The sequence below is a fragment of the Halomonas sp. GFAJ-1 genome, from assembly GCA_002966495.1.
GTDB lineage: Bacteria > Pseudomonadota > Gammaproteobacteria > Pseudomonadales > Halomonadaceae > Vreelandella.
On sequence record CP016490.1, the window covers coordinates 1,210,208 to 1,235,261 of the forward strand.

Consider the following 25,054-nt stretch of genomic DNA (forward strand, 5'->3'; position numbering starts at 1 on the left):
GATGCCCCACTAGCACGATGGGCGTTTTACCGGCGCTTTTTGGCAGTGTACATCGCGCTATCTGAATGCCTGAGCAGCGTGTCCGCATCGTCCCCATCGGCGGGGTAGCACGCCACACCGATACTGCAAGATGGCATGCTGATCTCACCGAATTCTGCGCCCAGCGGCTCGGCCAAGACGGTGAGAATCTGCTCTATCTTGTGTGTCACGGCTTCCATCGAGGGGATATCCGTCAGCAGTACCGTGAATTCATCGCCGCCCATCCGCGCGACGCTATCCGTTTCACGTAGGCAACTTTCTAGTCGTTGCGCCACCGCACAGAGCACCCCATCCCCTATGGCATGTCCATAGGTATCGTTTATCGTTTTGAAGTCATTCACATCCAGGAAAAGTACCGCGAGGCTATTCTGGTGACGCCGGGCTGTGCTCAAGCCGGAGACTAATCGATCATAAAAGAGCGATCGATTGATTAGCTTCGTTAATGGGTCGTGATGCGCGAGAAAACGTAATTCATCTTCAGCTTGTACGAGGGCCGTGACGTCCCGGGCTACGCCGATACGCACTTCCTTGTCTTCATACCAGCGAGCAGACCATAAAATGTGCACCGTACTGCCATCCTTGCGGAGGTAGCGGTTGCGGAAATCAACGTGAGGCTGGCCGCTCATGACGCGCACAATGGACGCTTTGGTGAGCGCGAGATCCTCAGGGTGCATGTAACGGGTGATTAAGGTGCTGACCAGCTCATCCGCACGGTAGCCAAGCAGCGACTCGCAAGCGTCACTCACAAAGAGAATCTGATTGTCTCCGTCAACCACGAAGACCGTGTCCAGCATCAAGTGAACTAGCTTGGGGTAGAGTGCTTGCAGGTCAACGGGCATAGGCTAATCCGGTGAACATTGTTCGATGGCGGCTAGTCGTAAAGTAGCGCTAAGCATCTTGAGAAAACTGATCATAACCCATGGTTCAAACCCTAATACGTTGACCAGACAACGTAAGACTATTGGCGGGTTCAGCTCACTAGCTCCATCATGAACTTAGAACGGTATGAAAGTCGTCATAGAGCACAAATACATGAAAACCGTATCAGTTGAGAAGCACGCTTGAAATAGCCACATAACAGCAGGGCTTAGAACAGGGTTAATAGCCGCCCTAGCGTTTCCATGCCATGTTCGCTGCGTGTGTTCCACGGGTGGCCATAGCTTAATCGTACGCAGTGCCGGAACTGCTGTGTTGCTGAAAAAATCGGGCCGGGCGCTAAGCTAACGCCATGATCGAGCGCCATGTTAAATAAGCGCAGTGAATCTACTGTCTCAGGAAGCTCTACCCACAAAAAGTAGCCGCCATCAGGGCGAGTGATACGCGTTTGGGTGGGGAAGTAACGATCTGCGGCTGCCAGCATGCTGCCTTGTTGGGCTTCTAAAGCGTGGCGAAGCTTACGTAAATGGCGATCATAACCGCCGTGCTGCAAATAATCGGCAATGGCTGCCTGGGCGGGCACGGAAGGCGAGATGGTTGTCATTAGCTTCAGCCGAGCAACGGCCTTGGCGTAGCGGCCACCGGCTACCCAGCCAACGCGGTAGCCGGGTGCCAAGCACTTCGAGAACGAGTTGCAGTGAATAACCAGCCCCTCATCATCATAGGCTTTTACTGGGGTAGGGGGCTTGCTTCCAAAATAAAGCTCGGCATACACATCATCCTCTAACATGGGGACTTGGTGCTGTTTTAACAGCTGGCAAAGGGTCTGTTTTCGCTCATTACTTAGGCTGGCACCGAGCGGGTTTTGTAGATGGCTCATAAACCAACAGGCTTTGATAGGTAGCGACGCCATTCGCTCTGCTAACACCTCAAGGTCGATGCCCTCCCGCGGATGAACCGGAATTTCCACCGCACGCAATTTCAGCCGCTCTAGGACTTGCAGGCTGGCATAAAAAGCCGGGGACTCAACCGCTACTAAATCGCCTGGTTGGGTTACGCACTGTAGAGCTAGATTGAGCGCTTCCATTGCACCGTTGGTAATAACCAACTCCTCCATAGGCAGAGTAATACCGCCCAGCATGTAGCGCAGCGCAATTTGTCGACAGAGGTCGATATGCCCCGTTGTCATATTGGCCACCACCTGCTGGGGCGAAAGAGCACGTAGCCCCCGGGACATACTAGTGCTCAATCGAGAGAGCGGAAACAGCTCAGGGCTGGGGAATGCGGACCCAAAAGGCACTGTTTGGTCGTCTTGCAGCGAATCGAGTACTGAGAATACTAGCTCACTTACTTTTACGTCCGCTGGGGCGGTGGGCTGCAACGTCACACGTGGTTCGCCCAGCAGGCGCCGAGCATGCTCACGAACAAAATAGCCTGAGCGTGCCCGCGCGGTGATGAGGCCGCGGTTTTCAAGTAAGTAGTAAGCCTGAAACACCGTGGATGGACTAATGCCATGATGGAGGCTGGCCTGACGAACGGAAGGAATGCGCTCCCCAGGGCCCAGGACACCCTGGCGAATTAGCGCGGCTATCTCATCGGCAAATTGTTCGTAGCGTTTCATGGGATAAACCGTCTGTTTAGCACAGTGTTAGGTAGCACGGCGTAACGCTTTGCGGTAGGGAAGTACCACTGTGACGCAGTTGAAAAATTTAAAACAGGCTCAACTCAGGCAATAAAAAGCATATCAGATGGAGGTTTATAGGCGGGAATGCCTCAACTGATCCGCAATATTTCTCTAAAACTGCGCCTGTTTGTCATCCGGCTTAGTGGAGATAGTAGTGGCTAATCATCGGTGACGCCCCTCGACCGTCTAGACCTCCACTCCTTTTTTTCTGGATATCGGTATGACGCAACGCATTCCACTGCACAACCTAACCGCTGAGGCAGCGGTTGAGCATCACTCACCTTCGTCTGATGCTTCCCGTCACTACGCTTCTAGCAACCCTCCTTCCCCTAATAAGTCCCCCACGCTTGGGCATATTTATGTACGAGAAATAGGTGGTTTTTTTCAGCGCATCCGGCGCCGCTCAAATTGGTTGTTAATGGCCCTCTATTTTGGTTTGCCATGGTTTAATTGGGGGGATAGGCCGCTGGTATGGTTTGACCTGTCTGCCCAAGAGTTCCATCTGTTTGCGGCGACGTTTTACCCACAGGACTTTATCTTGCTGACCTGGATATTAGTGCTGTGCGCGTTCGGCCTGTTTTTGATCACCGTGGTGGCTGGGCGTGTGTGGTGTGGCTATAGCTGCCCGCAAAGCGTTTGGACGTTTCTATTCATCTGGTTTGAGCACCGCTTGGAGGGGCCGCGGCATCGTCGCAAACGCCGGGATAAAGCGCCGCGGCGTTTGGTGACGCTATGGCGCAAGAGCCTTAAACATACGGCTTGGCTGCTCATTGCCTTGGCAACGGGGATTGCTTTCGTCGGTTACTTTACGCCGATTAGAGAATTGGTAGTGGATGTTGTCAGCCTGACGGCGCACCCCTGGGCGCTATTTTGGGTCGGCTTCTTCACGGTTTTTACGTACCTTAACGCGGGCTGGCTGCGCCATCAGGTATGCCTGCATATGTGCCCTTATGCGCGTTTTCAGTCGGCAATGTTTGATGCCAATACACTGATCGTTTCTTATGATGCCGTCCGCGGTGAGCCGCGCCGCAAACACCCCCAGACGGGCACAGAGACATCCCGCGCTGGCGACTGCATCGACTGTGAGCTGTGTGTTCAGGTCTGTCCGACAGGTATCGATATTCGTGATGGCCTGCAGTACGAATGTATTAGCTGTGCCGCGTGTATCGATGCGTGCGACAGTGTGATGACGCGCATTGACAAACCGCTTGGGCTTATCCGATATACCACAGAACGTGCGCTGGAGGGTCAACTGACACGCTTCTGGCGCCCTCAGCTGCTTGTGTATGCCGTAGCGCTGCTCTCCATGGTGGTGCTGCTCGTCGACTTTTTGAATACCCGTGTACCCATTGATGTTGACGTAGTTCGGGACCGTCAAACGCTGTTTGAAAGCACGGCGGAGGGGCGCATTATCAATTACTACAATTTGACATTGCGTAATCAAGATAGCCAGACACATCGCTATGCGTTATCAGTATCGGGGTTGCCGGGGCTGCGCTTGCAGGGGATGGACACCATAGAGGTAGGCGCTAACGAGACACGCAGCTTAAGGGTCGCCTTAACGGCAGATGCAGCTGACCTGACACAGCCTAGCCACCCTGTCGAGTTGCGCTTCATCGCGCTAGGTGACCCTTCGATAATAAGTGCTAACGAAACCCGATTTTTAGGGCCTATGGTGAAGTAGTCGCTGGCGATTAAGCATCCATCTAAGCATCTAACGACTTACACTACTGTGACAACGGCGCCTATCAAAAGGCGCCGTTGTCACTCTATTACTCTCTCGAAATGTTCACCCTTTGAGAGAATCGCGATACCACTAATACACTAAGCTACGTTTAGCTACTTAGGTTAGATATCTTTTTTAGGCAGTACCAATTGGTTACGCCATAAAAATAGCAACCTAGCTAATTATCAGGGACTATATGGAACTATAGAGAGTTTACTATGAATCATCGTGACATTGTCCAAGGTCGATCATGTACACATCCAACCAATTTTCGCTCGATACGTTCCCAGTGGGATGCATGATTACCGACAGTAAGCGACGCATTCTTTACTGCAACCGCTATCTTGAGGAGTATCACGGCTATTCAACCGATGAGCTGTTGGGCGCCGATTTGTTTACCTTGCTGAGTAAAGCGTCACAGATTATGTATGACACTTATTTAGTGCCTATTTTGGTGCGAGAAAAAAAGTGCCATGAAATCCGGCTGTGTATGGTGAGCCACTGCAACACTGCTTTGCCGATAGTGGTTAGTATTTTGTGCGATGATAGCGCTAACGGAAAATTTTTCTGGAGTATTAGCAGTGCCCGCCGCTCTGATCGATTATTTGAAGAGCTGACGGAAACCAAGCAGCTGCTTGAGCAGAAGGTGTCTTTACTGCGTAGGATCTCTGATACGGATCAGTTGACGGGCCTGCCTAACCGTACTGCTATGGCGAAGCATCTTGATCAGAAAATTATCGAACAAAAAAAAGATGATATGGCATTTGCGCTTGCGTTTGTGGACCTTGATGGCTTCAAAGAGGTCAATGACCGCTATGGGCATCATGCGGGTGACAAGGTTATTCAGCTCGTCGCCACGCGTTTAGCCAGTAATCTAAGAAGTGATGACGTAATCGCCCGCTTTGGCGGTGATGAGTTCGTTATTTTTTTAAATGGTCGCTTTAGTGCGCGCTTAGTAGAGGAGTCGCTTTCGCGGCTGATTAACAAGCTTGCTGAGCCCTTTGAGATAGACTCCGTATTGTTAACGCTTTCAGCCAGTATCGGCGTTACGTTATACCCGCAGTCGAAAGAGGTTGAGCCGGATCACTTGATTCGACAAGCTGACCAAGCGATGTATCAAGCTAAGCTGTCAGGCAAGAATCAAATCTGCTTATTTAATGTGGACAATGAACACGTTCAACAAAGTAAACAGTCAGAACTAGCTGCTATTAAAGCGGCCATGGAGGCTAACGAGTTCGAGCTTTACTACCAACCTAAGATCAACATGCTGACCGGGAGAGTGCTGGGGGTTGAAGCTCTCATACGCTGGAACCACCCCAGTGAAGGGTTAAAGGCACCGGTAACTTTTTTGCCCGTGCTCACTAACACTTCTACGGGCATAGCGTTAGGGCGCTGGGTTATTACCAGTGCACTTCGCCAGCTGCAAACCTGGCTCCAACAGGGCCTAGATGTACACGTCAGCGTTAATATCGACGGGTATCATTTGCAGAACTCCCACTTTCTTCATGATTTAAGCAACATACTTGCGGATTTTCCAAGCCTACCTAAGCATCGGCTTGAGCTTGAAGTGCTTGAAACAAGCACTATCGAAGACGTGGGGCATGTCTACTCCGTGCTGAATGCTTGCAGAGTGATGGGAATCCGAATCTCGCTAGATGATTTTGGCACAGGCTATTCTTCTTTAAGCCATCTCAGAGACCTCTCGGTTGATACGCTCAAAATTGACCGTAGCTTTGTGCAGAACATGCTGACCAGTACCGGTGACCGAGCCATCCTAAAAGGAGTGATTGGTTTTGCGCGAGCATTCGAGTGTGATGTGGTTGCCGAAGGTGTTGAGACGCTAGCACATGGCCAACAGCTTATTGAGTTTGGTTGTGAGTGTGGGCAGGGGTATTTTATTGCTCACCCTATGCCTGCTCAAGACTTGCCAGGCTGGATGGATAAGTGGCATCAGCAAGGATTCAAAAAGAAATTTAACCGTGATGTTATTTGACGTAAGGGAGTGATGTTAGCGTGTTATCGAAAGAGCAAGTGATGCTTCGCAATAATGTAACGATTATAGGGACTGGCGAGAAAACACTAATGCTAGCCCATGGTTTTGGCTGTGATCAAAATATGTGGAAATATATCGCTCCCCAGTTAAAAGAGCGCTACACGCTAGTGTTATTTGACTATGTAGGGTCAGGTCATTCGCAAGCATCCGCTTTTAGTGAATCACGCTATAGTACGCTGGAAGGCTATGCCCTCGATGTAAACGAGATATGTGAAGCGCTAGACCTTAACGACGTGCATTTCGTAGGTCACTCGGTTAGTACCAGTATTGGTTTGCTTGCCGCTAATGCTAGCCCCGAGCGTTTTGCCAGTCACGTCATGATTTGCCCATCGCCCTGTTTTTTAAATATGCCGCCGGACTATTACGGTGGTTTTGAAAAACACGACCTTGAAGAGCTGATTGATCTTATGGGGCGCAATTATATAGGGTGGGCTAATTACCTAGCACCCCTTGTAGTGGGCAGCGAAAACGCATCGGTATTCATTGATGAGCTTTCAAGCAGTTTTTGCTCTACCGATCCGGTGCTGGCGCAGACATTCGCGAAGGCTACGTTCTTTTCAGACTATCGCCATTTACTGCCACAAGCACAGCACGCTGCGCTTGTGCTTCAAAGCCAAGATGATGCGCTTGCCAACCCGGAAGTCGGTCGTTACATTCATGCGCAGATGCCTCAGAGCACGCTGCGCATAATGGAAAGCGAAGGGCACTGTATCCACATGACACACCCAGCGCTTGTTTTGCGAGAAATTCAGGCCTGGTTAGATGACTAATCGCTTCATGTGAATTAGTAACAAGAATGGCAGGTTGTTTTTGTAGAAGGCGCTGTTAATCAGCTTAGCTGATAGGTGGGTTCTGGCAGCGGACAAGTTGAGCTGTAGGATAATTGGTGGCTGTTTTAGCGGGGCGCGCACGGTCTACCTGAAACGACTGCATTAATGAGGAGATAGTTATGCAACCCAGTTGGCGCGAATGGATTCAAGGTCATCTAGAAGAAATTTTAACAGCAGTGCTGGCCGCCTTTTTCACGGCACTGATGTTTCGTGTAGGGATGGGCATGCTATTTTCGATTATCGCTGGCTTGGTAGTCGCCTATCTGATCCGTTTAGTGGCGGTGCCTAAGGCGGCCCAAGCCATAAAGCGGCGCATACCCATGTTTAACGACACCACCCTGTAACAAGCTTCCTTGGAAAGGCGCATTGATAATTATAAGTTAAAGCATCAAGTATTATAATTTACTGCTGTGTTGGCTTATTCCCTAGGGGTATATCAGTTCATAATACAAGCAGGTGCTAGCAATGAGTAGATTAAATGACATTAGCCTTGACGTCTGGGCTTGTTTAGGATGCATTGATGACTTCTCATCAACCAGCGAGCCGATCTTATGAAGCCTGAAACCATTGCTCTCCACCATGGCTATGCGCCTGATTCACAAAACGCCGTTGCTGTGCCGATCCACCAGACCACGTCGTTTTCATTTGATAGCGCCCAGCACGCGGCGGATCTGTTTGATCTGAAAGTGGAAGGGAATATTTACTCGCGGATTATGAACCCAACCTGCGCCGTGCTGGAGCAGCGGGTGGCTGCGCTGGAAGGAGGCATTGCGGGTTTGGCGGTGGCCTCTGGCATGGCAGCCATTACCTACGCGATCCAAACCATCGCTGAAGCGGGCGATAATATCGTCTCGATTAGCGAGCTGTATGGCGGCACTTACAACTTGTTTGCCCACACTTTGCCACGCCAAGGCATCCAAGTGCGGTTTGCCGATAAAGACGATATCGACGGCATTGAAGCGCTGATTGATGAGCGTACCAAAGCGGTTTTTTGCGAGAGCATCGGCAATCCATCCGGTGGCGTGGTAGACCTGCAAAAGCTGGCTGACGCAGCGCATCGCCATGGTGTGCCGGTGATTGTGGATAACACCACTGCCACGCCGTTTTTATGTCGGCCGATCGAGCACGGGGCGGATATCGTCGTTCACTCGGCTACTAAGTATATTGGCGGCCATGGCACTACTGTCGGCGGTGTGATTGTTGATTCAGGCAAGTTCCCCTGGGCGGAAAATGCGAAACGTTTTGCGCTGCTGAACGAGCCGGATATCTCCTACCATGGGGTGAGCTATACCCGTGATGTCGGCGAGGCAGCGTTTATCGCCCGTGCCCGAGTAGTACCGCTGCGTAATATGGGCGCAGCGCTCTCTGCCCAGGCGGCCTGGAACCTGCTGCAGGGGTTGGAAACGCTGTCACTGCGCATTGAACGCATTTGTGCTAACGCGTTAGCCGTTGCCAAGCACTTGGAAAGCCATCCGCTGGTGAAGTGGGTGCACTACGCGGGCTTGGAAAACCACCCTGACCATGCGCTGGCCCAGCGTTATATGCATGGCCATGCGTCGGGAATTCTTAGTTTTGGCATTGCGGGCGGCCAAGCGGCGGGTGAGCGCTTCTACGATGCGCTATCACTGATTTTGCGTTTGGTGAATATCGGCGATGCCAAGAGCTGCTCTTCCATTCCGGCATCTACCACCCACCGCCAGTTAAACGAGCAGGAGTTAAAGGCCGCGGGCGTTTCTCCTGATATGGTTCGTCTGTCGATTGGCATTGAGCATATTGATGACCTATTAGCAGATATCGACCAGGCACTAGCCGCCTCCCAAGGGTAGTGCGAAGGCTTTCTTAAGCCGTTAATTGGCCGCCGCGCTTTAGCTCAAAACGCTAAGGCACGGCGGCCTTTGTGAAACAAACTTCGTTAAGCGCTTTTAGACGCGGCCAGCGTGTATAAAAACTCAAGCCCCAGCGTGGCCGCGGCAAGCGATGTGATATCACCGTGGTCGTAAGCAGGGTTTACTTCCACTACGTCCATTCCTACCAAGTCCATCCCTACCATGCCGCGTATCACTTTCAGCATTAAATCAGTGGTCATACCACCGCAGACGGGTGTGCCAGTGCCGGGGGCATAGGCGGGGTCTAAGCCGTCGATGTCCAAGCTCACATAGGCCGGATGATGACCCACGCGGGCTCGGATGCGCTCCAACACCGCAGCGGCGCCGTGGTCGTTCACCCAGTCGGCATCCAGCACTTCGTAAGGGTGATTGTGACGGTCGTAGCTGGTGCGAATGCCAATTTGTAGTGAGTGCTCAGGCACCACCAGCCCCTCTTTTAAGGCGTGGTGGAAAATGGTGCCGTGGTCAAAGCGTGTGCCTTGCTCATAGGTGTCGGTATGGGCATCAAAATGGATCAGTGCCAGCGGGCCATGTTCCCGAGCATGGGCACGCAGCAGCGGGAGGCTGATGTAGTGGTCGCCGCCCAGGGTGAGCATTTTTTTACCCGCTTTTAGCCAACGCATCGCATGGGTTTCAAGGTTATCTACCAAGCTTTCCGGCTCGCCGTAGGCATAGTCCAGATTGCCCGCATCGCACACCCGCAGACGATCTTCCAGGGCAAAATCCCAAGGCCAGCGTTTGCCTTCCCAAATTAAATTGGCGGTACTTTGACGAATGGCGTTGGGCCCCATGCGGGTGCCCGACCGGCCAGAGCACGCCAAGTCAAAGGGTACACCGCTTACCACTACCTCAGCATCGGTCGCTTTGGGATCAATAGCTTTGGGTACGCCCATAAAGGTTGAGATAACATCGCCATATAAGCTGGGCATGGTGGGTGCAGAGAGAGTGTGCGAAAGGGTCACTGCAGGGCGTCTCCTGACGTACTTAAAAAGGAGGTGACATCGCCTATAGAGGTGGAAGAGGCGAAAGAGGCGTGACGATAAGGCGTTTTTGGTAATGAATGAAATGAATGTTTAGAATGAAACCATTCGCACTGCAAATAGTGAGTCACCATGCGTTCGCTTCGCCACTTTGATTTAAATTTACTCTTGGTATTTGAGGCGTTGATGCGCGAGCGCCATGTGACGCGGGCGGCAGAAAAGCTGCATCTAAGTCAGCCAGCGCTTAGTCACGCCTTAAAGCGGCTGCGGGAAGCGCTAGACGACCCGCTGTTAGTGCGAACGGGCAATGGCTTGCAGCCAACCCCAAGGGCGCTGGCGCTGCTGCCGGTGGTGCAGCAAGCATTGGCACTGCTGCAAGCAGGCTTGGCCCCGCCAGAATCGTTCACCCCGGCGAGCAGCACGCGTCGCTTTACCCTGGCCACCACCGATTACTTTGAAGAGGTGATGTATCCGGCTTTTCTTAGTCAACTGCTGACTTACGCGCCGGAGATCAGCTTTTCGATAGAGCTAATTACGCCTGACGTGCTTAGCGATGCGTTAGAGCAGCGCCAGGTAGATATGGTGGTGGGGTTAGATAGCCAGAGCGCATTGCCCACAGGTGTCATCCAAACACCGTGGATGGATGAAGCGTTGGTCTGCTTAGCTGCAGCGGATAATGACGGCGTGGGAGAGGCGCTGACCATCGAGCAGTTTGCCCGTCAGCCCCATGTTGAGTTGGCCGATATCAGCGGTTTATTGCCCAGTAGTATCGAAAACTGCTTAGCGCAGCATAAGCTAAGCCGCCGCGTTATTTCTAAAAATCTAAATTACATCGCGGCGGCTAGAGTTGTGTCATTAACCGATGCCATTATGACCCTGCCGAGGCAAATGGCTGAGCGGTTCATCACGATGCTGCCAGTGCGCATCGTTGTGCCACCCCAAGAGCTCCCTGCACTTAACATGACGCTGATCCAGCACGGGCTGTATGCCAATGATCCTGCGATAGCTTGGCTAACGAATGAGCTTACCGCGTTTGCTAAGCGCTTTGGCCGATAAGGTGTGAGCAATTATATATCGGCCTCTTCTTCATCAAACAGCTGACGCCATGAGCGACGGCCTATGTGTTCATCGCTAAAGCCAATAGCTATTGACCCATCCCCATTAGGTGAAGCGTTGGGGTCATCGGGGTTGCCGATAAACAAGCGCTCTACTTGCCCATCGTTAACGCCTACTAAGCGCTCACCTGTGCCAGCTTGAAGACCCGTGATAGCATCGCCGTTGATAGTGGCATCAATGTCCGGCTTTCCGTCGCCACTGAGGTCAAAGGTAGTGGAACCGCCGCTGCCACCTGTGTCAGCCAGCAGCGACATGAAGAAACCGCTACGCCCGCCGCCGCAGGGGTCGGACTCATCGGGGAGTAGTGTAGAGAAGCGGACGCGGCGTGGCAGGCTGCTGGATATCGATGGCGCGGCAATCACGCGTTCGCCCGGGGGCAGCTCTATGCGCCACCCACGCTGGTTGCTGGAAGGTGCAAGATTGGTGCTCGCTCTCAGGTTGAAGCCATCCCGAGACGCATTGCCGGTAATGTGCTGGGTCACCAGATCTGACGTGCCGTAGGTCGCGGTGCGCCCTACACGATCCTGAATACCCAAGAATTGCTGAGGTGCGCTATCACCGACATCACTGTTACGGAAATAGCTGCCGGTGCCAAATAGCACCATCAGCGTGTCAGTAGAGCCACTGCTCATTGTCACCGCCGGGGCGGAAGTGATTGGCTGGTCGGCGCTACCCTGGTAGAGACGATTGACGCTGCCGCCTTCCGTGAGCGGAAAGCGCCACATATTGCCTGCCAGGTCGCCTGCGTAAGCAAAGCGGGCACCGTTTGCGCTGTTATCGTTGCGCCATGGCCAGGCCGTGACGGTGGGCGTTGCCAAACCGTTGGGGGCCGCTTCGCTACCGGTGTTGGTTTTGAGGTGTAAAAAGGTCGGGCCTCGCGCGTTGGCGGCTTTTTTTATGTCGACAACAAATAGCGATGCCTGATAGCTGGTGCTGTTGTAACCATTCCCAAAAATGGCAACCCACCTGCCATCGGTAAGTTGGGTAATCGTGGGTTGACTAACCCCTGTCCCTAATTCCGGATGGCGAAACTCCCAGAGCAACTCAGCATTGCCGGGGTTACTGACATCTAGCGCGAATACCGTTCGCCCGCCAGCGCCCATGGTGCCGACCACCACGGCAGAGGGGCCATTCTCAATATTAACCTCCCGTACTGCTGGGGTGCCGTCCATAAAGTAGCGGTGGGTGTAATCTGGCCGAGTCAGCTCGCGCAGCGGAGGATTCTCGCCCTGTGTTAGCTCGGCGGGTAAATAGGCAAATAGCTCACGTCCGGTGTTTGCATTGAAACCATGCAGCATGCCGTCGTTGGCGGCCACCATTAGCAGCGGCGGGCGGTTACCAGACCCTTGCAGAAGCACCGGATTGGCGTTGATGATATCACCCAGCAGCGACTGACGCTGTCTTAGACCCGGCACAGGGTTGCCCTTTAGCCAACTCACCTCATCATTACTTAATCCGCTGGTGTTGGCGGCTAGCTCTACACCCACTCTACTACCACCTTCAGGACGTTGGGATGTTAGTAATCGACGACTACCAATTTGCTGGGACAGCACTGTCTCGGCATTCCAGCGCTGACTACGGCTGCCATCCGTTTGAATTTCTGAGGCGGCTAAGCGCCCTGACCAATCCTCACTTCTAAATCCGGCGGTATAGAGCAGATTGCCATCTTCCACACCGAACTCATCGCTGTTCACCGCTGCCGAGGTGTTGGATTGGGAGGCAGCGATGATATTGCCCAGCACCTGCTGCATCACCTGGTTCAACGAAGCTTCGTCGTTGGCAAAGTAGGCGCGCTCGGTGCCACCAGCGCGGGCCAGGTCGCCCAACGGGTCGTCCGAGACATTGGGGAGGTTGGCGATGTCCGGCGGCATGTTGAAGCCGACCACATAGGTGCGCACAGGGTTCGCGAGCCGAGCCCCGGTATCGTCATAAAGCCGTTTGAGGGCCGCTTCGGCGCTGGCCAGAGCGCCACTGACGTTATTGCCTAGCGAGTTGCCGGAGCGATCTACCGAGGGTAAGCCATCGGTCAGCCAAATATTGGCATTCACTAAACACTGCTGCGCCTCGGGGTTATTGAGGTTGGGAATCGAGATGTCCGTACGGTACCCCTGTTCGCGTCGGAAGGAGTTGCCGCTGCCACCGTTGTTCAAGAAGTAATCACGCGCGGTGTACATGGTGCCTTCGATAGGGGTCAAGCCCGCAGAGATAAGGGGCCATTCTGGATCTGTCAGGGGATTTCCGTGGCCGCTCCAATCGTGACGTTGGGTGCCCAGCTTGGTCTCGATCGCCTCCCAATGGGCACTGTTCACCGTGCCATCGTCATTGAGTCCACCAATGGGTACATGTAAATAACCGAGTCCAGGTGACGATGTGGTACGCCACTCCCGCTGATTCAGTTGGAGGGATAATACGTGAGCCCCCCAATTGGGGATGCCGCGCTGGCGCAGGCTGTCTACGAGTGGAAGACCAGCTGAAGCAACGTAGTCTGCGTAATAAACACCATGGGGCGCGTCAGGACGAGTGCAAGACCGGCCGCAACTACTGGATTGTGTGAGTTCGCGGTATCGATCTACGGTTTGATCCTGCCTGGAAGTGGGGTAAGTATCAGTACGCCAATACTCTGTTCTGTCGTCTGAAGGCCCTGGAAGGCTTGTTGATGTACGATTAACAGTAAAATAACCAGGAACACCAACATTAAAAAAGGCGTAGAAATCGCTGTTGGGTAAACGAGTGCGATAGCGTTTAATGGTGGAGTTCCATGCGCCCTCAAAAGCAGGGTTGTACCAGTCTGGGTTGCTCCGCGTTGAGTAGCGAACGTCAACAGCACGTTCTGTCAGGCGCCACACTACGGTGTTGCCAGAATTGAAACTATTTCTGTCGGTAGAGGCGGGGTTCTGTTGATAGGCCATTAATCCCAGATTGATGCTATTACGATAGTCTTCGATTATTTGTAACCCAACACGCTTCATGGTGCTCGATTTGCTCAGCGGCGAGCGTGCGCCCGCCGGGCATGCGGAGGCATTGAACGTATTGGGCTGGCAGGCCGTCAGATTTTCTCGGTCACCGTCTTCCTCACCAATGGCCACTCGGCCATCCAGCCCCTCTTGGCCACTTTCCGAGTTGTCCAGGATCAGCAGTACATTGGGGGGCACTCGGCTGACGACGTTCAAAGGCGCTGGGGAAATACCGACACGGTCACTGGGAATATCGAACTCTTCGTCGATAGGGGCATCGTCACCTCCGCCAATGGGGGGCTCTGGCTCTGGTGGCGGATCAGGCGTTGGTTCTGGTTCGGGGTCATCCAGATCCAGGTCTTCGTCTGGATCATAATCTGGGGGTGGGGGAGGAGCAAATCCATAAGCTGGTTCATTAACCATACTTAGCATAAAGGTGGCGGCCAGAATTAATGGTAAAAAACGGATGTGCTTCACGGGGTCACTACCTCTGCTGGCGAACGAACAAGGATTCAAGTCTCACGCGGGTATCTTCACCATGGCCAAATCCTTGGGCTTCAATGCGATACAGGATATCGCGGACTTCACCGCCTTCATTATCGGAGCGCGAACCGATAGTCTCAATTTCATGTGATCGGTAGCGCGGGTTGCGATTGAGTTGAGCCATGTTCATGGTATGTGTTGACCAGCCTCCCGAAGGGGCCGCGCCGTTCTGCAAGCGTGTCTCGGCTTCCCGCAAGGCGGCTTCGGCTGCCTGAAAAGCAATGCTATGGTCGCGTTGGCTGGAGGCCATGCGGTCCTGTGTTATGGCCCCTTGCATGGAAGAGAGGCTCAGAATCGTCACGATAGCCAGAAAAATCAGGCTCAGTACCAGTGCCATGCCTTGCTGTGGGTGGCCTCGCATCGACATGTCAGCGGTTCCTCAAGGCGATGGTGGTGGTGAACGCCTGATACAGCCGCCCTTCACTGCCGGTAAAGGCGTTGTCACCCTGAAAGTTGCCCACGGCAAGCGTGGTGTCGGCGTTACGCAGGTTGGGTCGGTCGCTTTGCACGATTAGCGTAATGCGCACCGCACGCACGCTAGGCCACTGGGCATCGTCGATGTCGTCCGCCGCAAGATAGTCATCGTCCACCAGAAACGCTGTCCGCATGGCCACCACATGGCTAGCTACGATTTCATTGCGTGGTGTGGTTGTGCTGAGGTCCAGCCGCATCAGTGCCGGATTGCCATTATTATTCGGGTCGATGCCCAGGTAGTAGATAGCGCTACCCAATGCACTCAGCGAGACATTTTGCTCAGGTTGATAGCCCAGCCCGCTGGCGGCGCCCCAAAGGCTGGTGTTGGGTGCCACATTACTCTGCCAGCCGGTCGTGCTGGCTTTTTGCAGTACGCGGGCGCCGTTGGAGGTGTTATAGAAAATATCGCAGTTCAACAGGCCCTGCAGCAGTAACAGCTGTTGATTGAACACGGCGCCTACATCACGATTTAGCGTGAGCTGTTGGTTGCTGTCGAGGCTGGCTATTTCCAGTGACTCATCGGCAAAGCCAGTGCGTGCAATGAGGCCTCCCCGAAACGCCAGCACGTCCTGGTTGTCCAGCGGGCTATTCAAACTGGCGGCAAAATCGGCGCTGGAGGCATCCACCCATGCCTGTAAAGGCAGGGGCGCGCTGCTGGCATCGGCAATATTGCGCACGTGCACGGTGGTCTGTGGCGAGGCACAGCCGCCGCTGTAGTCGGCCTGGCGTAACTCTCGTGACAGCGTATCCAGAGCAAATCGGCCTGTGTCCTGCATATCCGCCAATGCTGTCTGAAAGCGAAAGCTCTGCTGCGACGAAATGAATAGCTGAGTCGCTCCCGCCATGACCAGAAGGCCGATGACCATGGCCACCAGCAACTCGACCAGCGTGAAACCCGCTTGTGCTTGAGAAGGAGAAATATGGCTCACGCTAGAGCTCCGATACCAGTTGGATTTGCCGAACGTCGTCGGGGGCGGACGTGTCGTCCCAGCGTACCGTGACGCTGACGCGCCGATTGGCAACTTCGATGCCGCCTTCGCCGCCGGGCAGAGCAGTCGCCAAGTCTTCGACCCACTGTGTTTGATCACGGCCGGGAAGGCCACTACCTTCGGGAGTGTTGCCTAGTACCAGCGTGTAAGAGGAGGCTTGTTCGCGATTGGCACGCACCCTGTCCAGCATGTCCTGTGCCATGTTGGTGGCCTGCGTTTCGAAATAAGCGGCACGGTTATGTACCAGGGATTGGGTTTGTAGTCCCAGCACGCCCAGCAGGCCGATCGACAGCACCAGCAGGGCAATCAACGACTCCAGCAAAGAAATACCGCCTTGGGCCTTGGGCATCAGTTCGTACTCACTTTTATTAGTCACAGGCTCGCCGCTGGGCCAGTACCCGGGAAATACCGCTGGGCTCCACGCGCACACAGCGGCCAATATCACCCAGCGTGAGCGAGACACTCTGTGAGGTAAAGTTCGCGCTCTCCAACCGTCCTAGGCTGTTGAAGGTAAAATCTTCGGGAGCGTTCTCGATCGCGAGGTCAGCAGACGACTGCTCCCAGCGCCGCACGATGTCGCCGTTGGCCTCCACTTCCCAGCCTGTGCTCCACCCTCCGGCGGCAGGCTTCAGGAGAGCTCTCTGATTACGTCGTACGGCCTCGCTGCGCGCAAAGCTCAGCGCTATCTTGTAATCATTGGTCGTCGTGATCACCCTGTTCTCTTGAATGATTCTGGCAAAGTTGGGTACGGCGATGGTCGCCAGCGTGGCAAACAGGGCAAGCGTGACCAGCAATTCCAGCAGGGTAAAACCGGCGGAGAGACGTTTTGTCGTCAGCATGAAGTGCTACTCTGATAGTCGAAAGGCCGAGTACCGTCTGACCGGGGTCATCATATCGTTATTTGAATTTACGTTATGGAAGTATAGCGTTAATGAAGGTGTGGGATGAACCCCGCGCCCAGGTGTCGATTGGATTGCACCATCGTCATACATCAGGTATCGGCGTAAAGGCCAAAATATTCAATAGTCTAAAGCTATTGGTTTGGTTGTAAAATGCAAATTGTGACTATCGTTAAGGTGCTTTAAAACTGTGACACATCGATAATGCATCCGAGGCGCCAGCAATCATCGTCTTTAGCGTGGATGCACTGCACTTGTTCCCTTGGTCATTCCAAGGCATAGAGCAATAAGGGAGAAAGCTATGAGCGGTAAATGTCCTGTCATGCATGGTGGCAACACATCGACTGGTACGTCCAACAAGGACTGGTGGCCGGAAGGACTGAATCTGGATATCTTGCATCAGCAAGACCGTAAATCGAACCCGATGGACGCAGACTTCAACTACCGTGAAGAAGTGCGCAAGCTCGATTTCGACGCACTCAAAAAAGACGTTCATGCGCTGATGACTGATAGCCAGGAGTGGTGGCCCGCTGATTGGGGGCACTACGGTGGCTTGATGATTCGTATGGCGTGGCACTCCGCAGGAACCTACCGCATCGCGGATGGCCGTGGGGGCGGTGGCACTGGCAGCCAGCGCTTTGCGCCGCTCAACTCCTGGCCAGACAACGTGAGCCTGGACAAGGCACGCCGCCTGCTGTGGCCAATCAAGAGGAAGTACGGCAACAAGATCAGCTGGGCCGACCTGATGATCCTGGCGGGCACTGTGGCCTATGAATCCATGGGGTTGCCCTCCTACGGCTTCTCGTTTGGCCGTGCGGATATCTGGGAGCCGGAAAAAGACATCTATTGGGGCGATGAAAAAGAGTGGCTGGCGCCCTCTGACGAGCGCTACGGCGATGTCGAAAAGCCCGATACCATGGAAAACCCGCTGGCTGCGGTTCAGATGGGGCTTATCTATGTAAACCCGGAAGGCGTGAACGGCCAGCCTGACCCGTTGAAAACTGCCCAGCAAGTGCGCGAAACCTTCGCCCGCATGGCGATGAACGACGAAGAGACGGCCGCTCTGACGGCGGGCGGTCACACCGTCGGCAAATGTCATGGTAATGGCGATGCCGGTGCCTTGGGCGCCGAGCCGGAAGCCTCTGACGTTGAGAACCAGGGCTTTGGTTGGAACAATCCGCACATGGATGGTCAAGCGAACAAAGCGGTGACCTCCGGTATTGAAGGTGCTTGGACCACCAACCCTACCCAATTTGATATGGGCTACTTTGACTTGCTGTTCGGCTACGAGTGGGAGTTAAGGAAGAGTCCTGCCGGTGCGCACCAGTGGGAACCGATTGATATCAAAGAAGAAGATAAGCCAGTCGATGCTACTGATCCTTCGGTTCGCCACAATCCGATTATGACGGATGCGGACATGGCGATGAAGATGGACCCGACTTATCGCGCCATCTGCGAAAAATTCATGGCAGATCCAGAGTACTTCAAGCTGACCTTTGCCAAGGCATGGTTCAAATTGACGCACCGCGATCTTGGCCCGAAATCCCGTTATATCGGTCCGGAAGTCCCCGCTGAAGATTTGATCTGGCAGGACCCGATCCCGGCAGGCAGCACCGACTATTGCGAAGAAGTGGTTAAGCAGAAAATCGTAGAAAGCGGCCTAAGTATCAGCGAGATGGTATCAACCGCTTGGGATAGTGCCCGTACCTACCGTGGCTCCGACATGCGTGGTGGTGCTAACGGTGCCCGTATTCGTTTGGCACCGCAGAAAGATTGGCAAGGTAACGAGCCAGAGCGTCTGGCAAAGGTACTGAGCGTGTATGAGCAGATCTCTGCCGACACCGGCGCCAGCGTTGCTGATGTCATCGTATTGGCAGGTAGCGTGGGTGTTGAGAAAGCCGCCAAAGCGGCGGGCTACGACGTCCGCGTACCGTTCCTGAAAGGGCGCGGTGATGCCACTGCCGAAATGACCGATGTTGACTCTTTCGAGCCGCTTGAGCCACTGGCAGATGGCTTCCGTAACTGGCAGAAGAAAGAGTACATCGTGAAGCCGGAAGAGATGTTGCTGGACCGCGCCCAGCTAATGGGGCTGACAGGACCGGAATTGACCGTGCTGCTGGGTGGTATGCGAGTGCTAGACACTAACTATGCGGGTACTAAGCATGGTGTCTTCACTGACCGTGCAGGCCAGTTGACCAACGACTTCTTCGTCAACCTGACCGATATGGGCAATACGTGGCACCCGGTAAGCAATAGCGCTTATGAAATCCGCGATCGCGCCACTGGCGCTGTTAAGTGGACCGCGTCTCGCGTTGATCTCGTGTTCGGCTCCAACTCACTGCTGCGTTCTTACGCAGAAGTGTACGCCCAGGATGATAATGGCGAGAAGTTCGTAAAAGACTTTGTGGCCGCCTGGACGAAAGTGATGAACGCGGATCGCTTCGATATCGCCTAATCATCACACGTTTATGTGTCTTAAATAGAGTGATCAGCCCGCATCGAAAGATGCGGGCTTTTTCGTGCGAACAACATACCAAAAGATGTGGTCATGCCCACACGCTCAGCTGTTGCCGATAAGCCTCCTGCGCTTGGCTGGCGCTGACCGGCGTTAGCCATACCTCGGTACCGGGCAAACACTGGGCAAGGGTGGCGCAGGCCATCGGGGTGAGGGCACCTAGACGAGGGTAGCCGCCGATGGTCTGACGGTCATTCATCAGCACAATAGGTTGCCCATCGGGGGGGATTTGTACCGCGCCAAGGGGAATGCCTTCAGAGATGATACCGCCCTGTGTACTCAATAGCGGTTGGCCGGTTAGGCGGATGCCCATGCGGTCAGCGCGGTTATCCACTTTCCAAGGCTGATTAAACGCTCGAAAAAGCCCCCGGCCACTGAAAGAGGCGATTTGTGAGCCGAGTACGATGGGTAAGCGGCAGCCTGAGTTGGGCATCGACAGGTCATGATGTTCAGGGATACGGCGTACCGCCGGTGCAGTGCCTTTCCAGGTTAAGCAGTCGCCTACTTGCAGTGGTTTACCATCTTCGTGCAGGCCGCCAACCTGCTCCCGTGCGGTGCAGGCACGGCTGCCGAGCACTTCAGATGCATGTAAGCCGCCGGGAAAGGCTAAATAGGCGCGTAAGCCTTTGCGTGGCTGGCGAAACACTAAAGACTGCCCTGGCTGGAGCTTAAAGCTTAGGTTAGGCGCCAGCGGCTTGCCGTCGAGGGTAGCGGCCAAATCAGCACCGGTCAGCGCCAAGCGAACCTCGCTGTTGGTTTCTAGCGTTAGGTTACCGCCCATGACGATTTCCAGCGCGGCGCTATCTGGTGCATTGCCAAGCAGCCAGTTGGCCCAGCGAAACGCTATCCAATCGGCGGCACCACCTTGAGTAAATCCCAGGTGGCCCACGCCAAAGCGCCCAAGGTCTTGAACGAGTGCGAGCGGTCCTGCTTGTTTGACGGTTAGCATTGCTTGGCTCATGGACGCTCCTCCATCGGCGAGGTATCACCACCCGATGCTTCGAACTCAGCCTTGGTAATTGCTTTAAAGCGCACTTTATCGCCTGGCCGCAATAAAGGTTCGCCCCGTTTGGCGTAGTCAAACAGCGGCACGGGGGTACGCCCTAAAATATTCCACCCTCCTGGGGAGGGCAGTGGGTAAATAGCCGTTTGGCGCTCGGCAATCCCAACACTACCTGCCGTCACCCGGCGGCGTGGTGTTTTCAGCCTGGGTGTGGCTAAGCGTTCATCCACTAAGCCCATAAAGCCGTAGCCGGGCGCGAAGCCAAGCGCGAAGACACAGTAATCGTGGTTACAGTGACGCTCAATGAGAGCACCAACACTCAGCCCTGCGCGTTCAGCGACCAGCGGTAGCTCTGGGCCGACGCTTTCGTCATACCAAACGGGGATTTCGTGTAGTTGGCCGTGCTGGTTCTCAGCAGGCGTTAAATGGCGTAAGGCGTCGCGGATCAGCGTGGTGGCCTGGGCAAAAGGGAGCTGTTGACAGTCGTAGTGCACCAGCAACGAGGTGTAGGAGGGAATCAGGTCTATAAGGGCATTGCCAAAGGCCTCGCGTAAAGCGTGATCGGCGGCAATAATCCATGCCATATTGGTTTCGTCGATCTCATCGAAGAGGCGCACGGTAAGTGCGTCCATTGCCGCTGTTTCTAAGCGCAGTTTCACGCGGACTCCAGTGCTGTAAAGGCCTCTCGGATAGCGCGAACGGCGGCAACGGATTCCGGGTTATCGCCGTGAACACATAACGTGTCACAGGGAAGATTGAGCGCTGTGCCATCGCGGGCCGTCAACGCTTCCCCTTTTGCGAGCGCCACGGCCTGAGCGACGATGGTCGCTTGATCGTGGTGAACGGCGCCTGGTAGGCGGCGTGAGGCAAGGTGACCGCTGGCTTCATAGGCGCGATCGGCAAAGGTTTCAAACCAAAGGGTTATACCCATCTTGGCGGCTAGTTCACGGTGAGGTTCAGGATCAGCCGTGGCCATGACCATCAGTGGAAGGTGGGCATCGTAAGCCCGAACAGCGCGCATGACGCCTTCCAAAAGTTCAAGGTTTGCCGCCATATCGTTATACATTGCCCCGTGGGGTTTTATATAGCGAAGCGAAGCACCTTCTGCTTGGCAAATACCCGCCAGCGCGCCCACTTGGTAAAGCACCATATCTTCCACTTCAGCGGGTGAGCAGGCCATAGAGCGGCGGCCAAAGCCCATCAAGTCAGGATAACCAGGGTGTGCGCCGATGCGCACGTTATGTTTGGCAGCGAGAGCAACGGTACGACGCATAACGTGGGGATCAGAGGCGTGGTAGCCGCAGGCAATGTTGGCACAGTCAACGTGGGGCATTACCTCAGCATCCAGACCAATCGACCAATTGCCGAAGCTTTCGCCCATATCGCAGTTAAGCAGCGGGATTGCCATAACGTCTCCTGGGTGGGGGTTATTAGCTCTTAAGAGCTTTTATTAATTAAAAGTAGTTAAAAAACAGCGTTATTAGTTGTTGTTTGTAAATGGCTAATATAGTGATCGCAGTTATTTAATTATCAGTGTAAAGCCAATATATGGAGCTGACTCGCTAAGTTCCAATCGTTTTTAGCGATATTAAGTATCGGCACTTTCTATCATGCTGTTATTTAGTGGAAAAATAGTTGACGCTGAGGTTCTATACGATTATCAACTAAATAAAGCGTTTCAATAAAAAGACAAAAAAGAAGCGCATACGCCAGCCAGACACCGCAGAGCCAACGCCTGAATAGGCGAGGTGATGCATCATGGAACGGTAAGGTAAGCCAGTGCATCGGCGCCTGTGCAGGATCCTAGAAAATGTATGTAAAAATGCTGGTTAGGCAAGATTATGCTCGATTTTAAAGAACTCGAAGCGTTTGTGTGGGCAGTCCGGTTCGGCTCCTTTCGTAAGGCGGCAGTGCGCTTACATATTACTCAGCCCTCTGTATCTGAGCGTATATCACGCTTGGAAACGACGGTGGGAGAGCTGCTGCTTGAGCGCTCGGCCCGGCCAATTCAGCCTACTATGCGCGGTCGGGAGTTCTTCTTGCACGCAGAGCGCATGTTGGAACAGCGCGATGAAGCGCTGAAGCTATTTGATAGTGAAGAAGCGTTTTCAGCACCGCTAAGGCTCGGCACAATTGAAACTATTGTTCACAGCTGGTTTCCGGTATTTATGCAGCGCCTTACCGAGCGCTACCCCAAGCTGATGATTGAACTCACCGTTGACTACTCGCCTGCGCTGAATGATCGGCTGATGAGTAACGAGCTGGATATTTTATTAGCGATGAATGGCTACTTATCGCCAGAGCATATTGAGTACGACACGCTAAGCCCTTATGAGATGGGTATGTTTGTAGCTCCTCGTCACGCCGAGATGCTCAGTGAACGTCCTCATGCGTGGTGCCGCACGCTACCCTTTATCTCCTTTGGTAAATTAGCCAGGCCTTATGAAGAGCTTGTCCGCTATTTGGCCGACCAAGGCCTGAAGCAGCCGCGTATTCATAGCGTTAGTACGTTAATGACGATAGTACGGTTAACCATCGAAGGGTTGGGTATAGGTGCACTACCCGTGGCCACGGTGCTGGATGAGTGGCGACGAGGGGAGTTATACCGCATCGCGCTGCCCAAGCCTTTGCCGCCAATGAACTATGATGTGATATGGCGCAGCGCCAGCCATCCACGCTTTTGCCGCAGCGTAGGACGCCTAGCCCAGGAGTGTGCCACCCAGTATGCAAGCGCTAGGCACGCGGAAATGGCAACGTCGCATTTTACTGGGCTCTGGGTGCCGCCCAACGCCTCCGTTTTTACCCCCGAAGCAACACCTCCATTAATATGAATAAGAGGACTTATCCCATGCGTACACGCATTTTTACTCCGCTACTTCTCGCCACTGCCTGTAGTCTCGCTGCCACGGCACATGCCGCCCAGTGGACAATGGCGACTCCCTACGGCGATGCCAGCTTCCATACCCAAAACACCAAGCAGTTTGCAGAGGATGTGGCGGAAGCGACCAATGGTGAGCTGACCATTACGGTTCACAGCGGTGGTTCGCTAGTCTCCCATGGTGAAATTAAGCCATCGGTACGCCGGGGCACGATTGATGCGGGAGAGGTGTTCCTTTCGGTGCTCTCTAACGATGATCCGATTTTTGAAGTTGACACGTTGCCGGGCGTGGCGGGTAGTTACGAAGAGGCCTACGCCTTATGGGAAGCCACTAAGCCAATGATTACCGAGCTATTCGCTTATGAAGGATTGGTTCCTTTATACGCCGTTGCTTGGCCTGCCCAGGGCATTTACACCGCTAAGCCGCTAACAGACCCCGCGCAGTTTGAAGGCTTACGCGTTCGAGCGCCGAACATCAATACCCAGCGCTTCGTGAATAACCTGGGCGGCAGCCCAACTGAAACCGAAGAGTCTGACATCCCCACGGCATTTAGCACTGGCCGCGTAGACGCCATGATTACGTCAAGCGCGACCGGCAACGCCATGGCTGCCTGGGATTATGTATCCGACTACACCGACGCCAACCTGTGGCTGCCCAAAAATATTGTGTTCATGAGTCAGCGTAGCTTTGACCGTTTAGATGAAGCTGCACAAGACGCTTTGCTGGAAGCAGCCGCACGGGCAGAAGAGCGTGGCTGGCAGATGAGCCGGGACAACAATGACACCAGTATAGCGGCGCTCATTGACAATGGCGTCACGGTTTCTGAACCGAATGAAACCGTTGCCGATGCGTTACGAGCCGCTGGCGAAGAGCTGTTCGCCGACTGGGAAGCGCGTGCTGATGACGAGGCCAAGCAAGCGTTAGAAGCCTACCGCGAGCAGCTTTCGAACTAAGCCGTTAGTGACGTTAAAGAGGCGGCGTTTTGCCGTCTCTTCCATCTACGCGCTCTAAGAGGCTACGAACATGACGTTTAAATTCGACAAACTCTACCGCCTTGGTGCTTGGGGTGCTGCGGCATGTATGGTCGCTATCTGTGCGCTAATTGCACTTCAAGTCACCTTTCGCCTGATTGACGCGCTGCTGATTTTGGTAGGGCTAGGCCGCTTGGGCCTTAGCATCACGGGTGTGTCAGAAATGGCTGCCTACTTACTGGTCGGTGCTACCTTTCTTGGGCTTGCCTACACTTTCGTACATCACGCGCACATTCGCGTGACGCTGTTGATTTCGCGGTTGCCATCGGCCATTCGTGTGTGGTTTGAAGTATTTGGCTTGATTGTGGCCCTAACCATCGGCCTGCTGCTCGGTTACGGCTTGATTGAGCTGGCGCGAGAGAGCATTCAGTACAACGATGTCTCATCGGGCTTTTTATCGATTCCACTATGGATTCCCCAAACTGTTCTGGCGACCAGCGTAGGGCTACTGTGCTTGGCGCTTGCTGAAGCCCTGTTTATGGCGCTGCGTATCGCCGCTCGTGACCCCTCTAGCTTTCGTGAGGCTACAGCAATTGATGACAGCGAGACGCACTAAGCCTGAGGCTTCTACCCTGGA

Annotated in this window: 21 protein-coding genes; 10 read left to right on the forward strand and 11 right to left on the reverse strand. The window is 54.0% G+C overall.

Annotated elements, in window-relative coordinates; all coding sequences use genetic code 11:
• Positions 1-26: 26 nt before the first annotated feature.
• Both BB497_05545 and BB497_05550 read right to left on the reverse strand, forming a co-directional pair.
• Positions 27-878, reverse strand: a complete 852-nt coding sequence (locus BB497_05545; GenBank protein AVI62209.1) for a diguanylate cyclase — start codon at positions 876-878, stop codon at positions 27-29.
• 248 nt (positions 879-1,126) lie between these two features.
• Positions 1,127-2,536, reverse strand: coding sequence for a GntR family transcriptional regulator (locus BB497_05550; GenBank protein ID AVI62210.1), 1,410 nt, complete (start codon positions 2,534-2,536; stop codon positions 1,127-1,129).
• 283 nt (positions 2,537-2,819) lie between these two features.
• Here BB497_05550 and BB497_05555 point away from each other — a divergent pair, with 283 nt between their 5' ends.
• The 5 genes from BB497_05555 to BB497_05575 all read left to right on the forward strand — a co-directional run bounded on the left by BB497_05555 (position 2,820) and on the right by BB497_05575 (position 9,034).
• Positions 2,820-4,283 carry a cytochrome c oxidase accessory protein CcoG gene (locus tag BB497_05555; protein AVI62211.1) on the forward strand — a complete coding sequence of 488 codons (1,464 nt, stop codon included), beginning with the start codon at positions 2,820-2,822 and terminating at the stop codon, positions 4,281-4,283.
• A 292-nt stretch (positions 4,284-4,575) separates the two neighbouring features.
• A complete protein-coding gene (locus tag BB497_05560) occupies positions 4,576-6,318 on the forward strand; it encodes a diguanylate cyclase (protein AVI62212.1) in 1,743 nt (580 codons plus the stop codon).
• 41 nt (positions 6,319-6,359) lie between these two features.
• Positions 6,360-7,148: a sigma factor SigB regulation protein RsbQ gene (locus BB497_05565; GenBank protein AVI62213.1), complete on the forward strand. Its 789-nt coding sequence runs from the start codon at positions 6,360-6,362 to the stop codon at positions 7,146-7,148.
• A gap of 179 nt (positions 7,149-7,327) precedes the next feature.
• Positions 7,328-7,552 carry a hypothetical protein gene (locus tag BB497_05570; GenBank protein AVI62214.1) on the forward strand — a complete coding sequence of 75 codons (225 nt, stop codon included), beginning with the start codon at positions 7,328-7,330 and terminating at the stop codon, positions 7,550-7,552.
• Between the two features lie 207 nt (positions 7,553-7,759).
• Entirely contained in the window at positions 7,760-9,034 is a 1,275-nt protein-coding gene (locus BB497_05575; protein ID AVI62215.1) for an O-acetylhomoserine aminocarboxypropyltransferase, read from the forward strand.
• Positions 9,035-9,120: 86 nt separating this feature from the next.
• On the opposite strand, the gene BB497_05580 is transcribed toward BB497_05575, so the two are convergent.
• On the reverse strand, positions 9,121-10,023 hold the full coding sequence (locus tag BB497_05580) for an agmatinase (GenBank protein AVI64270.1): 903 nt from the start codon (positions 10,021-10,023) through the stop codon (positions 9,121-9,123).
• Between the two features lie 183 nt (positions 10,024-10,206).
• On the opposite strand from BB497_05580, the gene BB497_05585 reads away from it, so the two are divergent.
• The gene (locus BB497_05585; GenBank protein AVI62216.1) at positions 10,207-11,130 is read left to right on the forward strand and encodes a LysR family transcriptional regulator; all 924 of its coding nucleotides are present in this window, start codon (positions 10,207-10,209) and stop codon (positions 11,128-11,130) included.
• 11 nt (positions 11,131-11,141) lie between these two features.
• Here BB497_05585 and BB497_05590 read toward each other — a convergent pair whose 3' ends face one another.
• From BB497_05590 to BB497_05610, 5 genes are read right to left on the reverse strand one after another with little or no spacing between them, the layout of a single operon-like run.
• Positions 11,142-14,621 (reverse strand): pilus assembly protein PilC, encoded by a 3,480-nt coding sequence (locus BB497_05590; protein AVI62217.1) that lies wholly within the window; start codon positions 14,619-14,621, stop codon positions 11,142-11,144.
• Between the two features lie 7 nt (positions 14,622-14,628).
• Positions 14,629-15,054 (reverse strand): hypothetical protein, encoded by a 426-nt coding sequence (locus tag BB497_05595; protein AVI62218.1) that lies wholly within the window; start codon positions 15,052-15,054, stop codon positions 14,629-14,631.
• Between the two features lies 1 nt (position 15,055).
• Complete coding sequence (locus BB497_05600) at positions 15,056-16,090, reverse strand: pilus assembly protein PilW (protein AVI62219.1); 1,035 nt, start codon at positions 16,088-16,090, stop codon at positions 15,056-15,058.
• Position 16,091: 1 nt separating this feature from the next.
• Complete coding sequence (locus tag BB497_05605; GenBank protein ID AVI62220.1) at positions 16,092-16,499, reverse strand: type IV pilus modification protein PilV; 408 nt, start codon at positions 16,497-16,499, stop codon at positions 16,092-16,094.
• 19 nt (positions 16,500-16,518) lie between these two features.
• Positions 16,519-16,989 (reverse strand): pilus assembly protein, encoded by a 471-nt coding sequence (locus BB497_05610; protein ID AVI62221.1) that lies wholly within the window; start codon positions 16,987-16,989, stop codon positions 16,519-16,521.
• A gap of 361 nt (positions 16,990-17,350) precedes the next feature.
• Between BB497_05610 and BB497_05615 the strand changes: the two genes are divergently transcribed.
• Complete coding sequence (locus tag BB497_05615; GenBank protein ID AVI62222.1) at positions 17,351-19,504, forward strand: catalase/peroxidase HPI; 2,154 nt, start codon at positions 17,351-17,353, stop codon at positions 19,502-19,504.
• Between the two features lie 91 nt (positions 19,505-19,595).
• On the opposite strand, the gene BB497_05620 is transcribed toward BB497_05615, so the two are convergent.
• Genes BB497_05620 through BB497_05630 form a run of 3 tightly spaced genes read right to left on the reverse strand, consistent with a single transcriptional unit; the run spans position 19,596 to position 21,975 of the window.
• A complete protein-coding gene (locus BB497_05620) occupies positions 19,596-20,525 on the reverse strand; it encodes an allophanate hydrolase (GenBank protein ID AVI62223.1) in 930 nt (309 codons plus the stop codon).
• Positions 20,522-21,226 carry an allophanate hydrolase gene (locus tag BB497_05625; protein AVI62224.1) on the reverse strand — a complete coding sequence of 235 codons (705 nt, stop codon included), beginning with the start codon at positions 21,224-21,226 and terminating at the stop codon, positions 20,522-20,524. The genes BB497_05620 and BB497_05625 overlap by 4 nt, the downstream gene beginning before the upstream one ends.
• A complete protein-coding gene (locus BB497_05630; protein ID AVI62225.1) occupies positions 21,223-21,975 on the reverse strand; it encodes a hypothetical protein in 753 nt (250 codons plus the stop codon). The genes BB497_05625 and BB497_05630 overlap by 4 nt, the downstream gene beginning before the upstream one ends.
• A gap of 433 nt (positions 21,976-22,408) precedes the next feature.
• Between BB497_05630 and BB497_05635 the strand changes: the two genes are divergently transcribed.
• From BB497_05635 to BB497_05645, 3 genes are all read left to right on the forward strand, one after another.
• Positions 22,409-23,398, forward strand: a complete 990-nt coding sequence (locus BB497_05635) for a LysR family transcriptional regulator (GenBank protein ID AVI62226.1) — start codon at positions 22,409-22,411, stop codon at positions 23,396-23,398.
• 17 nt (positions 23,399-23,415) lie between these two features.
• On the forward strand, positions 23,416-24,399 hold the full coding sequence (locus BB497_05640) for a C4-dicarboxylate ABC transporter substrate-binding protein (protein ID AVI62227.1): 984 nt from the start codon (positions 23,416-23,418) through the stop codon (positions 24,397-24,399).
• A 70-nt stretch (positions 24,400-24,469) separates the two neighbouring features.
• Complete coding sequence (locus BB497_05645) at positions 24,470-25,033, forward strand: C4-dicarboxylate ABC transporter permease (protein ID AVI62228.1); 564 nt, start codon at positions 24,470-24,472, stop codon at positions 25,031-25,033.
• Positions 25,034-25,054: the final 21 nt, after the last annotated feature.

Coding starts and splice junctions, on each gene's coding strand:
- BB497_05605 (AVI62220.1), bottom strand. CDS start 16,499: ATGCCCAAGGCCCAAGGCGGTATTTCTTTGCTGGAGTCGTTGATTGCC.
- BB497_05585 (AVI62216.1), top strand. CDS start 10,207: ATGCGTTCGCTTCGCCACTTTGATTTAAATTTACTCTTGGTATTTGAG.
- BB497_05545 (AVI62209.1), bottom strand. CDS start 878: ATGCCCGTTGACCTGCAAGCACTCTACCCCAAGCTAGTTCACTTGATG.
- BB497_05635 (AVI62226.1), top strand. CDS start 22,409: ATGCTCGATTTTAAAGAACTCGAAGCGTTTGTGTGGGCAGTCCGGTTC.
- BB497_05615 (AVI62222.1), top strand. CDS start 17,351: ATGAGCGGTAAATGTCCTGTCATGCATGGTGGCAACACATCGACTGGT.
- BB497_05620 (AVI62223.1), bottom strand. CDS start 20,525: ATGAGCCAAGCAATGCTAACCGTCAAACAAGCAGGACCGCTCGCACTC.
- BB497_05555 (AVI62211.1), top strand. CDS start 2,820: ATGACGCAACGCATTCCACTGCACAACCTAACCGCTGAGGCAGCGGTT.
- BB497_05565 (AVI62213.1), top strand. CDS start 6,360: ATGCTTCGCAATAATGTAACGATTATAGGGACTGGCGAGAAAACACTA.
- BB497_05645 (AVI62228.1), top strand. CDS start 24,470: ATGACGTTTAAATTCGACAAACTCTACCGCCTTGGTGCTTGGGGTGCT.
- BB497_05570 (AVI62214.1), top strand. CDS start 7,328: ATGCAACCCAGTTGGCGCGAATGGATTCAAGGTCATCTAGAAGAAATT.
- BB497_05575 (AVI62215.1), top strand. CDS start 7,760: ATGAAGCCTGAAACCATTGCTCTCCACCATGGCTATGCGCCTGATTCA.
- BB497_05630 (AVI62225.1), bottom strand. CDS start 21,975: ATGGCAATCCCGCTGCTTAACTGCGATATGGGCGAAAGCTTCGGCAAT.
- BB497_05610 (AVI62221.1), bottom strand. CDS start 16,989: ATGCTGACGACAAAACGTCTCTCCGCCGGTTTTACCCTGCTGGAATTG.
- BB497_05640 (AVI62227.1), top strand. CDS start 23,416: ATGCGTACACGCATTTTTACTCCGCTACTTCTCGCCACTGCCTGTAGT.
- BB497_05580 (AVI64270.1), bottom strand. CDS start 10,023: ATGCCCAGCTTATATGGCGATGTTATCTCAACCTTTATGGGCGTACCC.
- BB497_05595 (AVI62218.1), bottom strand. CDS start 15,054: ATGTCGATGCGAGGCCACCCACAGCAAGGCATGGCACTGGTACTGAGC.
- BB497_05550 (AVI62210.1), bottom strand. CDS start 2,536: ATGAAACGCTACGAACAATTTGCCGATGAGATAGCCGCGCTAATTCGC.
- BB497_05560 (AVI62212.1), top strand. CDS start 4,576: ATGTACACATCCAACCAATTTTCGCTCGATACGTTCCCAGTGGGATGC.